This is a genomic window from Konateibacter massiliensis (assembly GCF_900184995.1).
Lineage (GTDB): Bacteria > Bacillota > Clostridia > Lachnospirales > Lachnospiraceae > Lachnotalea > Lachnotalea massiliensis.
Map to the genome: position 1 here is coordinate 597,591 of NZ_LT860098.1, position 14,279 is coordinate 611,869.

At 41.2% G+C, this 14,279-nt stretch carries 11 protein-coding genes; all 11 read right to left on the bottom strand.

Annotation, left to right across the window (positions count from 1 at the left end; all coding sequences use genetic code 11):
- Positions 1-12 precede the first annotated feature (12 nt).
- Positions 13-1,488: a cardiolipin synthase gene (gene cls, locus CTY48_RS03980; RefSeq protein WP_408609834.1), complete on the bottom strand. Its 1,476-nt coding sequence runs from the start codon at positions 1,486-1,488 to the stop codon at positions 13-15.
- Positions 1,489-1,584: 96 nt separating this feature from the next.
- A complete protein-coding gene (locus CTY48_RS03985; RefSeq protein WP_099467218.1) occupies positions 1,585-3,180 on the bottom strand; it encodes a response regulator transcription factor in 1,596 nt (531 codons plus the stop codon).
- A 17-nt stretch (positions 3,181-3,197) separates the two neighbouring features.
- Positions 3,198-4,973, bottom strand: a complete 1,776-nt coding sequence (locus CTY48_RS03990; RefSeq protein WP_180272629.1) for a sensor histidine kinase — start codon at positions 4,971-4,973, stop codon at positions 3,198-3,200.
- 115 nt (positions 4,974-5,088) lie between these two features.
- Positions 5,089-5,922: a carbohydrate ABC transporter permease gene (locus tag CTY48_RS03995; RefSeq protein ID WP_099467220.1), complete on the bottom strand. Its 834-nt coding sequence runs from the start codon at positions 5,920-5,922 to the stop codon at positions 5,089-5,091.
- 15 nt (positions 5,923-5,937) lie between these two features.
- Positions 5,938-6,828, bottom strand: coding sequence for a carbohydrate ABC transporter permease (locus CTY48_RS04000; RefSeq protein ID WP_099467221.1), 891 nt, complete (start codon positions 6,826-6,828; stop codon positions 5,938-5,940).
- Between the two features lie 59 nt (positions 6,829-6,887).
- Positions 6,888-8,222, bottom strand: coding sequence for an ABC transporter substrate-binding protein (locus CTY48_RS04005; protein WP_099467222.1), 1,335 nt, complete (start codon positions 8,220-8,222; stop codon positions 6,888-6,890).
- Between the two features lie 241 nt (positions 8,223-8,463).
- Positions 8,464-9,990: a cell wall hydrolase gene (locus tag CTY48_RS04010; protein ID WP_099467223.1), complete on the bottom strand. Its 1,527-nt coding sequence runs from the start codon at positions 9,988-9,990 to the stop codon at positions 8,464-8,466.
- A gap of 197 nt (positions 9,991-10,187) precedes the next feature.
- Positions 10,188-10,967, bottom strand: a complete 780-nt coding sequence (locus CTY48_RS04015) for a TrmH family RNA methyltransferase (protein ID WP_099467224.1) — start codon at positions 10,965-10,967, stop codon at positions 10,188-10,190.
- Positions 10,968-10,991: 24 nt separating this feature from the next.
- Entirely contained in the window at positions 10,992-11,648 is a 657-nt protein-coding gene (locus CTY48_RS04020) for a potassium channel family protein (protein ID WP_099467225.1), read from the bottom strand.
- Positions 11,649-11,659: 11 nt separating this feature from the next.
- Positions 11,660-13,048 carry a TrkH family potassium uptake protein gene (locus CTY48_RS04025; protein WP_236354719.1) on the bottom strand — a complete coding sequence of 463 codons (1,389 nt, stop codon included), beginning with the start codon at positions 13,046-13,048 and terminating at the stop codon, positions 11,660-11,662.
- A 236-nt stretch (positions 13,049-13,284) separates the two neighbouring features.
- The gene (pfkA, locus tag CTY48_RS04030) at positions 13,285-14,259 is read right to left on the bottom strand and encodes a 6-phosphofructokinase (RefSeq protein ID WP_099467226.1); all 975 of its coding nucleotides are present in this window, start codon (positions 14,257-14,259) and stop codon (positions 13,285-13,287) included.
- Between the last annotated feature and the right edge of the window lie 20 nt (positions 14,260-14,279).

The window sequence follows — 14,279 nt, forward strand, 5'->3', positions numbered from 1 at the left end:
TCCTTCCTTTCCCTATAATAGGGGCGACAAAAGTCTTGAAATCTGCTCCTTAAAGCGGATAATAAACGGTCTGTTTGCGTAAATATAAGGAGTAATCTGCGTGGAGTGGTTCAAATCCTCCATAAATATATTCTCAAGCTTTGCCGCGGTATCCTGATTATAGATAACCGCATTCACTTCAAAATTCAGCTTAAAGCTTCTGATATCCATATTTGCAGTGCCATAGCAGGCTACCTTCCGGTCAATGACCATACCCTTGGCATGTAAAAATCCGTCGTCATACGTGTAACATTTTGCTCCGACACTGAGCAAATCACTCATGTAGGAATAAGTCGCCCAGTATACAAACGGGTGGTCCGGCTTACACGGTATCATGACTCTGACGTCAATTCCTGACATTGCCGCTATTTTTAGTGCATCCAGCACGACGTCATCCGGGATAAAATAAGGCGACTGGATATAAATATTATTTTGCGACTTGTTAATCAGCCTCACATAATTATTTCTTATATTTTGATTCATAGAGTCAGGACCGCTGGATATAATCTGTATCCCGTTGCTTCCGGTTGTCTCCAGCTTCTTTTCCTCAAAGTATTTATCGGTATGAAACAAATTTTCTTTAGCGGCATAATTCCAGTCCAGAATAAAACGGACTCCAAGCGATATCACCGCGCTTCCCGTGATTTTTAGGTGGGTATCTCTCCAATTGCCAAATTTCTTGCTCTTTCCGATATATTCCTTTCCCACATTGAAGCCGCCCACGAAAGCCGTCTTTCCGTCAATCACCACAATTTTTCTGTGGTTACGGTAATTAATACGAAGGTGAAGCCGCCTTAAGAATGCCGGAAAAAATTCTGCGGTCATAACGCCGTTCTCTCTCAGCTTTTTCACGTCACTTTTCTTTAGATATCTGCATCCCATACTGTCATACAGGATTCTGACCTCCACACCTTCTTTTACCTTCTCAATCAAGGCTTCCATAATACGAGTAAAAACCTCATCACTCCTGATAATATAATACTGTACATGAATATATTGCTTTGCCTTCTGAATCTCCTCTATCAGAGCATCGAATTTTGTTTCACCGTCTGTATAAATCTCAATTTCATTATCATCCGTGTAAACCGCATCAGCACTTTCCAAATTGTAGAGAATCAAATCAGAAAATTCATTGATATCGTTGCTTCCCGACTTAAATTCGTTTTTAAAAATCCTCTCCTCCTGTTTGCGGATTGCGGAATTTAGTTCGTCTGCAATCTCCTTGGTCCGAAACATTCTTCTCTTATGCATATCCTGCCCTATCAGCATATACAAAATAAATCCTACAATCGGAACAAAATACATAACCAGCAGCCACGCCCACACGGATTTTGGATCCTTCCGCTGAAAAAAAACAATAACAATAGACAGTACCAGATTGATATAAAATAAATTCGCCATGACAGCACTTCCAGCCGCTGTTGAAATATTGATTACCGTTTCCATAATGTCCCTCGCTCATTTCCTTAAGTTTCCTTAGTCCATTATATCATAAATCGTCAACTCGTAAAATACCTCGCTAAGGATTCCCCTCAAGGCTCATGGTCAGTCGCTTTGTGTCATGCTTTTAACCGTATATTCCTTCGGCGTAATTCCTGTATGTTTTTTAAAGACTCTGCTAAAATAATAAGCATTGTCATATCCCAACCGCTCTGCCACCTCATATATTTTCAGCTCACCGGAGCATAGAAGCGCTTTTGCGTGCTCTATTTTTACTTGGTTGACATAATCTGAAAATCCTATTCCGCTGTACCGCTTAAAAATAAGGCTTAAATAGCTGGAATTCACCTCAAGGTGAGCGGCTACATCTGTGAGCAGAAGCTTTCCTTCCACATGCTCTTTGATGTAGTTCTTTGTCTCGACTGCCAAGCGACTGGAATAATCTTTATTTTCGAGCGACATCTCTTCACAGATTGCACGGGATAGCGATGCCAGCCAATCTACAATCTCACCGACCGATTTCAGACCGTTAATATATTGAAAGCCGGACTCTTCATTTTTTATCGTGTAGGAAATCATTTTTTCTCCCTTATCCATCGAAGTAAGCACAAAATACAGCAGCTTATTGCAGCAATCCTGTAATTGTTCAATACGCGGGTTCATCTCCCTGAACAAATCCCCTATATTTCTAAAAATCGTATGAATCCCCTGTGCATCCCCCTGCTCATAACAGCTTATAATCTCTTTGCTAAACAAGGTAATATCAAAGCTTTTCTGGGCGAGAGCCATTTCTTCCACCTCATCAAAAAATACAAGGTTTCTTTTGCCCAAAAGCCCCCTCCTCGCTTCATTATATGCAAGAAACAGCTCTTCAATCCGATGCTTGAACTTGCTGCACCCTATCTTTAACTCCACGTTGAAATATTCTCCGTTGACCTGTATCATACGTTCCAGCATTTCCTGGACTTTCATCCTGATTAAATCACCATTTTTTGTTTCTTTTGCGGAGACAATCATTAAAAACTGGTAGGAATCAATGGGTATCACATAGCCGCAATGTATTTTGTTTATAATCTCAAAGCAGGTATTCTCCACGCAATGGTAAATGTTCTCTTCCTCACTTTTAATCATATTCGCACGATTTTTCATTGTTAGGGCGAAGCAAAGGAGATACAGATTATCGCACAGACGCTCATCTATATCCGAGACAAGCTCTCGAAGCTGCTTTCCCTCAATAAAATTATTGAGGGCACTTTTAAATATTTTCTCAATCTGCTCCTTGGACGTAAGTTTCGGGTTCACAGACGGAATTTGCTTTCTATAAGTGCTTCTTTCTTTTGCCATATGAATTGCATTTGTCAAAACTTCTGCGTTTAAATCAAGCTTTACCAGATAATCTACCACCTGAAGGCTCACCGCCTCCCTTGCAAAGCTAAATTCCTCGTGGCTCGTGAGAAGAATAAACTGCGGCATGTAGGAAAGCTTTTCCTTGCACTGTTTCATCAGGGCAATTCCGTCCATCACAGGCATTTTGATATCAGTTATCACAATATCAGGTTCCTTCTCCTCAATAAGTTCATACGCCTGTTCTCCGTTTGATGCCATTCCGACAATATCAATCTCTTCCTTTTCCCAATCCAGCATACTTTTGATTCCCACCTGAACCAGCAACTCATCATCAACTATAATCAGCTTATACATACCGAAATCCTCTCTCCTTATTTTCTCTTTGGAAGTGTAATCATAATCTTGGTATACTCATTCACTTTGCTGTTTATCACCAGCCCATAATCCGCACCATAGTAAAGCTGCAGCCGTTCCTTTACATTGCTGATCCCCATACCGCTTAAGCTATCTTTCGTCTTTTCCTTCTCTCCATGCAGAATCTGACCGATGCGTTCCTCTGTCATGCCGATTCCGTTGTCCTCCACTGTAATCTGCAGGCTTTCCTCCTGCTCTCTCATCTGTATCATGATGACTCCTATATCAGACTTAGGCTCCAATCCGTGAAAGATAGCATTCTCAATTAACGGCTGAAGGGTAAATTTAATAATCTTATAGTTTTTCAGTTCCTCAGGAATCTCATAGACAACCCGAAAGGACTCTCCATAACGAAAACGCTGTATTGTCACATAGTCCTCTATAATCGCAAGCTCTTTATCGATTGTGATTTCATCTGCCACTCCCTTTGCCATATTTCGCAGCAAACGGGAGAGTGCCGTTGCCATTTCCCCGATACCGCTGGCTTTTTGAATTGTCGCCATCCATTTAATAGAGTTTAATGTATTATATAAAAAATGAGGATTGATTTGTGTCTGCAGTACTTTCAATTCCAGCTCCCTCTTATTTTTCTCATCATTTACGGATTTTTCCATCAGGGAAACGATATTGCTGGACATCTGATTGATGCCGCTTCCGATTTTTCCAAATTCATCCTCTGTATTCATCGAGACATCCACAGAGAAATCCCCCTCTGATATCCGCTCAATTTTATTTAATATTCTCTTGATCGGACGGTTCATAGAGTAACTTAGCACAAAGGGCAGCAAACATGCCATAATACCAATTCCGATTACAATGGACAGCATAATGTTTACCATTACCTTTTTTTGTTCCTTTATCTCCTCTTTTGACAGCTCTTGCACCATATACCAGCCCGTGATATCCGATTGACGGAATACCGCCGTAATCTTTTCTCCCTGTCTTTCCCAGACCGTACTTCCTTCTTTCCGGTCACCGATTTTTTCTAAAATCTCATTATAGTTCTCAAGAACGGAACCGATTTTTTCTTTGTCCTTGTCCGCTATCACTTCACCCTTGTCATTCATCATGTAAACCCTTGAATCTTCATAGCCGGAATAATTTTTCAAATACTCATAGGGCAGTTCACTGTCAATTCCAATCACAATAAATCCCACGTTTTCATGACGCAAATAGCTGTATACTGGTCTTACAATCGGGATGATATAATCCGACTTTCTGTAAGTGAACTCGTTTTTTGCCAAGCCGATCCATTCAATATTATCTGCCTCGTAAAGGGGTAAAAACCATTCACTGTTCCTGCATATATCAATGTCCTGCAAATCACCGTACATTTTTCCCATCTGCATGACTACCTCTGTATTCCCGCCTATAATAACATTCTGAAAGCTATCGCTCACCGTCGAACTGTCCATCATACTGGAAAACAGCTTAATAAAGCTTACCACTTGAACGCTGTTGGCGTCACTGATTTTTTCCTGCTCTAACAGTCCTGCCAGATTGCTGTTAATCGTTCCCCATTCCATAATCGATATAATCTGCTCAAAATCCTCGTCAAGCTTATCCATGACCAGCCTTAAATTGGCACCTGTCACATCAATCATATTGTCTATCAAAAGCTTTTGATAGTTTACATAAATAATACTACTAATTAACACCGATAAGGCAAGTGCAAATATCACTGCCGTAAAGGTTAATTTTGCTTTTATCGTTCCCAATAATTTTTTTCTCATAAGAGTCCCCATACACAAAAGAATCCCCTATGATTTAGATACTGCCTTCTGCTAAACCCAAGGGGATACTTCTATTCATTTTATTTTATCATTCTAAATCTCTTTTATTATACCTCTATCCTTTGATACCGCTCGTGGCAATTCCTTCCACAAAATATTTCTGCAATGCCAAAAATACAATCAGCACCGGTATCAACGTCACAAGTGCCGCTGCCATAATCAAGGAATACTCTGCTGAGAACTGGGTCACAAAAAGTCTGAGTCCTAGCTGTATCGTTTTCTTGCTTGTGGAATTCAGATAGATGAGAGGTCCCATAAAATCATTCCATATCGTTACAAAAGTAAATATGGTGAGTGTCGCAAGACCCGGCTTCACAAGCGGAAGCATAATCCTTGAGTAAATCCCAAATTCACCCAAACCGTCAATCCTAGCCGACTCTGACAGCTCTCTCGGAATACTGATATAAAACTGCCGCATCAAAAATACTCCGAATGCCGAAAATGCCTGTAATATAATCAATGACATGTGGGTGTCTACCAACCCGAATTTCTGGACCATAATATATTGTGGTATCATATATACCTGCCAAGGTATTGCAATTGTAGATATATAGGCTATAAATAAAAGATCTCTTCCCTTAAATTCCAGCTTAGCAAACGCATAAGCTGCGAGACTGCTTGTAAAAAGCTGCAACAGTGTGATGATTATCGTCAGCTTTGCCGTATTCTTAATAAAAGTAAACAGGGGAATTTTATCCCATATATCCGCGTAGTTTTGCCACCGGACTGTCTCAGGAATCCATGTGACCGGATAAGTAAATACATCTTTATTCAATTTGAAAGAAGCCGACAGCATCCAAATAAAAGGTACAATCGCAACAAGGCTTAGAAATATCAAAAGAATGTATATACTCAATTTTACGATTTTTTGTTTCGTTTGTAAATTCATTTTTTCACCTCTTTTTTACATATAACTAACCCATTTTCTTTCTGATCGGAACTGTACCAATGTAATTATCAAAACAATCGCAAATAAAACAACGGACATTGCACTTGCATAGCCAAAATCAAACTCTGAAAAAGCCTGATTGTAAATATAATACACTAGGACATTTGTGGCACGTCCCGGTCCTCCGTTTGTCATAGCATAGATAATATCAAATACTTTAAAGCATTGAATGGTTAACATAATTCCAACAAAAAAGGTCGTCGGTGTGAGCATCGGCAGAGTGATATAGCGAAATCTTTGAAACGGTGTTGTTCCGTCCAGATTTCCCGCCTCATAGAGGTCTCTTGGTATTCCCTGCAAGGCTGCCAGATACATAATCATGTAATAACCCATATACCTCCAGACGGAGAATAAAATAACCGTAGGCATCGCTGCTTTTGTGGATGCTCCCCATCTTGGAGGATTATCAACGCCGATTGCGGACAACAGCCCGTTAATCGGTCCCATATCAGGGTGAAAAAGCATGTTCCACACAACAACTACCGCAATCAACGATGCGACATATGGAAAGAAGAATACTGTTCGAAATATATTTCTTCCTCTTATTTTCGTATTTAAAATCAGAGCAAGTCCCAATGCCGCAATCAACGTGATAGGAACTGTTCCAACCGCATAGTAAAATGTATTAAAAAAGGAAATCCGAAACGTGGAATCTGAAAACATTCTTGTAAAATTAGAAATTCCCACAAACTGAATTGGGTTTGCACTATCCCATTTTGTCAGGCTTAGAAAGAAAACAAACAGAACCGGTAGCAAGGTAAAGACAAATAATCCGATAAAGTTTGGAAGAATAAAAGCGTAAGCCACCAAATTCTGTCTAAGCACCCGCTTTTTACGTAAATTCATAATATACCTCCTCTTTAGGCATACAGACTGACCAGAGGCCAGTCTGTTATCAAATCCGATTATTTCAGCACTTCATCCTGAACACGTTTGTTCAAAATTGTAATTCCTGCCTCTGCCGAATTATTGTTCAGCATAATCAGCTCATGTTCTTCTCCGATAATTTTGTTAATGGAGCTCCAGATATCTCCCAAAGGAAACTCGATGCTTACATCTGTTGTATTGAGAAGAAGCTCTTTTCCGTGCTCCGGAAAACCTTCATTTCCTACTAATGTCTCTAATACTTCATCCGAGTTATATGCCGGAAGGATTCCGCAGGATGCCAGAACCTGTGCTCCCTTTTCTCCGGTGACAAATTCAACAAAATTCCATGCCATGTCTTGATGCTTTGTATTTGCTCCGATTGCTACCGGTGTGATTGCACCTACACCTTTGCTGTCCATTCCTTCCACTGTCTCACAAGGCAGAGGGGCAACGTCATAATTGACAGTCGTTGTACCGTTTGCTAAATTTTCAATCATATTGTTAATAAACCATGAGCCCATCGGCATCATTGCAACCTGTCCATTATAGAAAGGTCCGCTGTAATGGATATTACTTGCTACAATTGTAGAATAATCCATAGCCGTCTTATCCTCGTTCTGCATTCCGATTACCGTCTCATAGTAAGGCTTCAAAAAGTCGTAATTTCCTGACATTAAATCATAGTTACCGGTCTGCATGGCAAGATTAGAAACCGACTGTGTCCATTTGTTGTTCAAGGCACCATAAATCTTTCCACCGCCTTCTCCTGATGTCAATTGCTTTGCCAGCTCTCTATATTCTTCGAGTGTCATTCTCTCACTAGGATATGGAATATTTGCTGCGTCAAATAAGTCCTTGTTGTAAAATAACATCCAGATATCCTTACGGTAAGGCAGCCCGTAAATGGAATCTTCCACCGCATACTGCTCCACCATTCCGCCATACACAGACAAATCAATGTTGTTTTCCTGTATCAGACTGTCAATCGGCATAAGCTGTCCTTTTGCTATCATTGAGGTATAAGACGCAGTGTCTCTGATGAACACAACATCAATATCGTTATCCCCCGACATCATAACCGCTACTTTGTCAGAATAATCATCTGCCGGTGACTCAATTACATTTACCTTAACATTTGGATATTCCTCCTCAAAGGCAGCTACCAGCTTACTGTGGTACTCCAAAGAGGTATAATCCCACATCGCTACGTTCAGCGTAATTTCTTCTTCTGCCGCCGTTTCCTGTTTCGTATCCTCCGTGCTGCTGCTTCCATTGCTGCTTGTCTCACTTCCCCCGGTGCTACAGCCGCTTAGCAAAACTGCACTTGTCAGTAATAATGCTGCACTTCTTTTTAAAAACTGTCTTTTTTTCATATGAAGTCCTCCTTTTCTATGCTCTTAGATTACTGTTTCTAAAAGGATTTTTAAAGTTTATATCTTTTGTTTTCTATTATTATTTTAAAAAATAAACATATTCCCCTAAAAAATAATACTTTCTTTTGATTTCTAATATTTTTTATAGCATAGGAAGTTCGGAGAACTTTCCTATGCTATAAAAAAAGACCATTCTGCTCATGAGTAGAATGATCTCTTTAATATTTAATCTTAATCTATTTTAGTAGAAACAGTGGTTTCCGATTACATAACCATCTGTGCCAATTCTGGATACGGAGTTAAAATGCAAGTAGCTTACATTTGTAATTCCTGCTAATGCTTCCACAGCTGCCTTCTTACAGTCTCCGCCAACACCGCTTGATAAAAAGTTTGCCAGTGTTCCGTTTGCTGCACCCGGGAACTGTCCGCTCTGATAAACAACTCCGCTTACTGTACTTGGGTATCTTCCGCTATTCATACGGTTTACTACCACACTGGCTACTGCCAGTTTACCTTCGTAAGACTCTCCGCCGGCTTCCATACGAACCACGGCTGCGAGTAAAGCTGCATCTTCGCTGTTTGCAATTTCAGCCATTCTGGCTTCTGCTTCTTTTCTTGCCTTTTCTTCCTGAATTGCTTTTTCTTCTTCTATTGTCAATGCTGTTCCAAGAACGTAATCCACAGTTACAAACTGACTTGATACAAAGGCACTTGTATCACTTCCAAACTGGATTTCTACCCAATCGCCTTCCTCTTCGATTACGTCAAGCTCTTCGCCGTTTTCTGCCATATCTAAAACAGCTCCGTCTTCACTTGCTTCTTCTCGAATTCTCAATGCGTCCGTATTAACTGTAGCAACTAATTGTCCGTCTTGTTCTGCCAAAGCCTGCGCTTCATCATCAAATGCCAAATATTCATTTTTTACATAGCCTTCTGTAACGGAACCTGAGCTGATCTTTGTCCACTCGTCACCTTTTTCAAGGATGTCTCCCTCTGCGCCCTTGTAAAGCTTACCTACAACTTCAGCTTCCTCGTTTGCATCGCTTCGAATGTTTACAGACTCTTCTACATTTGCCATTACCTTGTCAGACCATTCGGATTTCACTTCAGCATCTTTTGCCGCTGCAAGCTTTTCTTCATCCGGAATTTCTGTCTGAGTGTTCTCAGCATTCTCGATTGCTTCATTTACTTCTTGCTGTGAAACATTACTTGAGGTATCTTCCTCGGTTACGTCCTGTGCATCTTCTGCCTCAGTATCCTCTGACTGTGCAACCTCTTCGGCTGTATCCTCAGTCTGAGCTTCCTCTACCGTCTCTTGAACCTCCGTTGTATCACTTTCTGATACTTCTTCACTGCCTGCTGCCTCAGCCGTATTCTCTGATACGCTGTCAGTGTTCAAGGCTGTCTTTCTTAATTCTGTGCTGCTCTCCGTATTCACGGTTTCTAATGCAGCCAATGTTACGCTCTGCGTAAAAATTTTGGCAATACCCGCCTGCGTCTTCATGGAGGTCTTTCCTCCCGCCGGTACTTGGTCTGCCACAATAGCATCAAGTGTTGTCGTTACCTGACCTGGCATATAGAGTGATGAATATTTTCCAATTCCACTGCTTGCCGCCATTGTTAAGCTCTGATATTCTACTGATGTTGTCAAACTATATGGAGCAGTATCAGATGTAGTGTCCGGTGTTACATTCGTAAATGCTGTCATTGACGTAAATGCTACCGCCGCCAGACCGCCTATAACTACCTTTCTGTTTCCTAACTTCATGTATACCTCCTAAAGTCACAATTGAATTGATAAATAATTCAACTGCGTTAATTCTGTATTGCCATTGAAATATATTGCATTATTATCATTAAATTAATGCTTTTTTATTACAATTATTACAAAATTATTAACTTTTATTACGGAGTTATTGTAACAGAATTACTTTTATTTGTCAAGCATACTATTTTTTGGTTATACTACTTATTTCGACGCTGTCTTGCCGTTTCATACATGAGGATAGAAGCCGCAACACCAGCATTTAAGGACTCTACGCTTCCCTCCATCGGTATTTTCAAATAGGAATCTGCCATGGCGGATAATTCTTCGCTCAGACCATTCCCCTCGTTCCCAATCATAAAGGCGCAACCCTTGGTAAAATCAAGCTTTTCGTAATCCTGACTTTTCTTTAAATGGGCGGCAAAAACAGAAATTTTATTTTTTTGCAAAGTTTTTATTGTATTTTTTGTGTCTTCTGTGTAAAAAAATGGCACACGATAAATGGAACCCATGGTTGAACGTATTGTTTTTGGATTGTAAATATCAACACAATTTTTACTCAAAATAATGCCGGACACTCCCGCTCCTTCGCCTGCTCGAAGAATGGTTCCCATGTTTCCCGGGTCCTGTAAATCCTCCAAAATCATGATGTGAGCCGGCTCTTTTGCCAGTATGTCCGAAAGCTCATAATGAAGCTGCTGCACAATGCACAAAATACCCTGGGGTGTCTTTGTATCGCAGGCAGCAAGAAACACACTGTCTTCCAGCACTTCATAGTTAATGTCACCTAACAGCCTCTTATTGTCCTCTTTTGCAAGAAATGTTTTCGACACATAGACCTGCCTGATTAATTCTCTCGGTGCCTCCAGAAACATCTTAATACCTTCCACGATAAAGACGTCTTCTTCTTTTCTAGCCTTTGATTTCTTATTAAGCTGAATTATATGTTTTACCTGCTTGTTGCTTATACTTGTAATCATTGCATTCCTTTCTGCTCATGGAGGCTATTCCTGATTGTTCAAGCCTTCCAGCATATGGTTATCGCCCACAATAATAAGAATTTGCCCCTTTTCAAATGGTAAATCCGGGTTTGGGTTTACGGTTACATCTTCACCGGTTCTTACCGCAATAACATTTACCTTTAACCTGTCTCTTGGGTTTAACTCACGAAGTGTTCTTCCCTCCCATGAGTGCGGAAGCTCCATCTCAACCATACTGAATTTGGAGGATAGCTCCACAAAATCCATAAAGTGACCGGACACTAAATTTTTAGCAATTCGAAGTCCCATTTCATATTCCGGAAAGGCAATCGCATCGGCTCCTACCTTTCGAAGCACTGTCGCCTGTACCTCGGTGTATGCTTTTGCCATGACATAAGGAACTCCTAGCTCCTTTGCAAAAATAGTTGCCATTATGCTTGCTTCCAAGCTCTCCGCCATCGCAACAATCACACCGTCCAGATTGTTAATGCCAAGTGATTTCAGCACATTAAAGTCCGCCACGTCTGCCGTGACCGCATAGGTAACCTCATCCGCTATCTCGCTTACCTTCTCACTGTCCTTGTCCACCGCAAGCACCTCACAGCCGCTCTTTGCCAGATTAAGTGCCACGCTTTTTCCAAATTCTCCAAGTCCGAAAACCGCAAACTCCTTCATTCGCATGCCCATTCTCCTTATCCAATCATAATTCTTTTCTCAGGGTAATGAATCCCCATATCTCTACTGTTTTTCCTATTCGTCAGCGCTACAACGAGAGTAATCGGTCCAATTCTTCCTATGTACATGACAATCATCACAATAACCTTGCCTGCCTCACTTAAGTATGGTGTAAATCCTCTGGACAGACCCGTTGTTCCTAGCGCGGAACTGATTTCAAAAACGACATCCATCAAAGGGGCATCCTCCGTTGCAGAAAGCAGGATAACTGCGGTTAAAAAAATCATAACTCCAAGTGTTACCACAACAAGCCCCATACGGACAATATCCGGAGCAATTTTACGTTTGAAGACTTCTGTATCACTTCTGCCCTTTGCAAAGGATATCGTCGTCAAAATAATCATTGCAATCGTCGTTACCTTCATTCCTCCGGCGGTACTTGCCGGCGCTCCTCCGATAAACATAAGCACCATGCTGACCACGGCGGAAGCATTTGTAAAATTTTCCTGCGGAAGCGTCATAATTCCTGCCGTTCTCGTCGTGACAGACTGAAACAGGGAGGACATAATTTTTTCTCCAAGCGATAGTTCCTTCATGGTAAGCGGATTGTTATATTCCAGCAAAAATATACTGACAAAGCCTCCCAAAATCAAAATTCCGGTTGTCACAATTGCAAGCTTTGAATGAAGTGTTAATTTGTCAAAAAATTGCCTCTCTTTTATATTTTTTTGCCATGTTTCAATTGTGACACGAATAACATCCCACCAGACCGGAAAACCAATTCCTCCTATTATAATAAGTGCCATGGTCGTGATATTAATCAGAATATTTCCCCTGTACTCCGTGAAGCTTGTATTTCCCAAAATATCCATACCTGCATTGCAAAAGACAGATACTGAGCTAAAAACCGCCCGCCAAATTCCGGGAATTAATCCAAATTGAGGAATAAAATGAATGCTGTACAAAACCGCTCCAATTCCTTCCACAGTCAGGGTTCCCTTCACAATTCTTCGTATCAGCTTTCCCATGCCGTCCATCGTATCAAGCCCGTAGGACTCCTGTATAATAATTCTTCGATTCAGCGTGATTTTCTGATTTGCCACAAGCAAAAACATCGTCACACAGGCAACAACACCGAGTCCCCCTAATTGTACGAGAATTAGTATAATGATTTTTCCAAACAGACTCCAGTGGTCAGCCGTACTCACAACTGTAAGCCCCGTCACGCAGACCGAGGTAAACGCCGTAAACAGCACATCGATAAAAGCCGTTTTCTGCCCGTCCGCCGCCGATATAGGAAGGGAAAGCAGGATTGTCCCAATTAAAATAACCCCCAGAAATCCAAGGGAAACCAATTGCGTTGTGCTAAATTTATACATTTTATAATTTTTTATTTTTTCTAACACAGTTATTCACCCTTATAATTTTATGAAAAGTGTGAGTTTCGCTCACACTTCGCGCCCGAGCGGGTTGCGAAGCAACAACTTCCACTCCGCGAGGTGCGCATAGATAGCTTTTATCATAAAAAATTTTCTATGATATACAAAATGGCATGCAGACTACCGCAGCAGCTTACACACCATTTTCTATTATTTATAACAAGTGAATCTGTCTGGGATTCCTCTTGTTTGTATCTATTTGACTAGATAGCAAGCACTCTGCTCACTTCAAATTCGTAATCATCAATTCCCTTTTGCATTGCCAAAGCCTCATCAATATCAAAGTCCACATAAGCGCCGTCTTTGTAGCCTACCACTCTGTTTGACTTGCCCTGTGCAAGTAAATCTGCTGCATAAGCGCCCATGATAGAAGCTGTCACACGGTCTCTACAAGTTGGGCTTCCGCCACGCTGCATATGTCCTAATATGGTTGCTCTTGTCTCAATTCCGGTAGCTGCTTCAATTCTTCTTGCCATAGCCTCCGAATGTCCGATACCTTCCGCATTGATTACGATATGATGCTTTTTGCCTTTTTTTCTGTTGTTGATGATGTTGTTAATCAACTGCTGCTCATCATGGTTGTATTTCTCAGGAAGTAAGATATCCTCTGCGCCGTTTGCAATACCGCACCATAATGCGATATAGCCTGCATTTCTTCCCATAACCTCAATGATACTGCATCTCTCATGAGAGGTGGAGGTATCTCGAACCTTGTCGATTGCTTCCATCGCTGTGTTAACTGCTGTGTCAAATCCGATTGAATAGTCTGTACAAGCAATATCAAGATCGATTGTTCCCGGAACGCCGATTGTGCTGACACCAAGCGCTGCAAGCTTCTGTGCACCTGCAAAGGAGCCGTCTCCGCCGATTACGACAAGTCCGTCAATGCCATGCTTTCTGCAAATTTCAGCACCGCGCTGCTGTCCTTCCGGAGTTCTAAACTCTGCACATCTTGCTGTATAGAGCACGGTACCGCCGCGCTGAATCGTGTCGGATACACTTCTTGCGTCCATATCGATAATCTCTTCATTTAAGAGGCCGTTATAGCCCTTCATGATTCCCTTAACCTTTATGCCATTTGCAAGTGACTTGCGCACAACTGCTCTGATTGCGGCATTCATACCCGGCGCATCGCCGCCACTTGTCAAAACACCGATTGTCTTAATTTCTTTTGCCATTTCAATACCTCCCATGTGGT

Coding starts and splice junctions, on each gene's coding strand:
- CTY48_RS03985 (WP_099467218.1), bottom strand. CDS start 3,180: ATGTATAAGCTGATTATAGTTGATGATGAGTTGCTGGTTCAGGTGGGA.
- CTY48_RS03990 (WP_180272629.1), bottom strand. CDS start 4,973: ATGAGAAAAAAATTATTGGGAACGATAAAAGCAAAATTAACCTTTACG.
- CTY48_RS03995 (WP_099467220.1), bottom strand. CDS start 5,922: ATGAATTTACAAACGAAACAAAAAATCGTAAAATTGAGTATATACATT.
- CTY48_RS04000 (WP_099467221.1), bottom strand. CDS start 6,828: ATGAATTTACGTAAAAAGCGGGTGCTTAGACAGAATTTGGTGGCTTAC.
- CTY48_RS04005 (WP_099467222.1), bottom strand. CDS start 8,222: ATGAAAAAAAGACAGTTTTTAAAAAGAAGTGCAGCATTATTACTGACA.
- CTY48_RS04010 (WP_099467223.1), bottom strand. CDS start 9,990: ATGAAGTTAGGAAACAGAAAGGTAGTTATAGGCGGTCTGGCGGCGGTA.
- CTY48_RS04015 (WP_099467224.1), bottom strand. CDS start 10,967: ATGATTACAAGTATAAGCAACAAGCAGGTAAAACATATAATTCAGCTT.
- CTY48_RS04020 (WP_099467225.1), bottom strand. CDS start 11,648: ATGCGAATGAAGGAGTTTGCGGTTTTCGGACTTGGAGAATTTGGAAAA.
- pfkA (WP_099467226.1), bottom strand. CDS start 14,259: ATGGCAAAAGAAATTAAGACAATCGGTGTTTTGACAAGTGGCGGCGAT.